Annotated in this window: 1 protein-coding gene; it reads left to right on the forward strand. The window is 52.1% G+C overall.

The genetic code is table 11. The features are described from left to right. The first annotated feature begins 36 nt into the window (after positions 1–36). Complete coding sequence (locus L9G74_RS19970) at positions 37–393, forward strand: 60S ribosomal protein L34 (protein WP_238898521.1); 357 nt, start codon at positions 37–39, stop codon at positions 391–393. Positions 394–413: the final 20 nt, after the last annotated feature.

Below are 413 nucleotides of genomic sequence, written 5' to 3' on the forward strand. Positions count from 1 at the left end.
GGGAGATAGGAGGAACCAGAACAAAAGGTTTTGACAATGGTCAAGAACGTGCGCATTACTTACCGCCGCCGGCACTCGTACGCCACCAAGTCGAATAAGATCAAGACCGTGAAGACGCCTGGTGGTAAATTGGTTGCTCAGTACCTCAAGAAACGTGCTGCTGGTCCCAAGTGTGGTGACTGTAAGCAGTCGCTTAAGGGCATTAAGCATCTGCAGTCAAAGGAGTACAAGAACGTAAGCAAGACCCACCGCACCGTCTCCCGTGCCTACGGTGGCTCGCGTTGCGCCACGTGCGTGCGTCAGCGTATTGTGCGTGCTTTCCTGATTGAAGAGCAAAAGATTGTCAAGAAGGTGTTGCTGGAGAAGCTCAAGAAGAGCAAGTCGTCCGCTTAAAACGACCGTCCACTTTCTTG

The organism is Shewanella electrica (genome assembly GCF_022321485.1).
Taxonomy (GTDB): Bacteria; Pseudomonadota; Gammaproteobacteria; order Enterobacterales; family Shewanellaceae; genus Shewanella; species Shewanella electrica.

What these genes read in the sequence shown, in the direction of transcription:
- L9G74_RS19970 (WP_238898521.1), top strand. Translation starts at nt 37, where the DNA reads ATGGTCAAGAACGTGCGCATTACTTACCGCCGCCGGCACTCGTACGCC.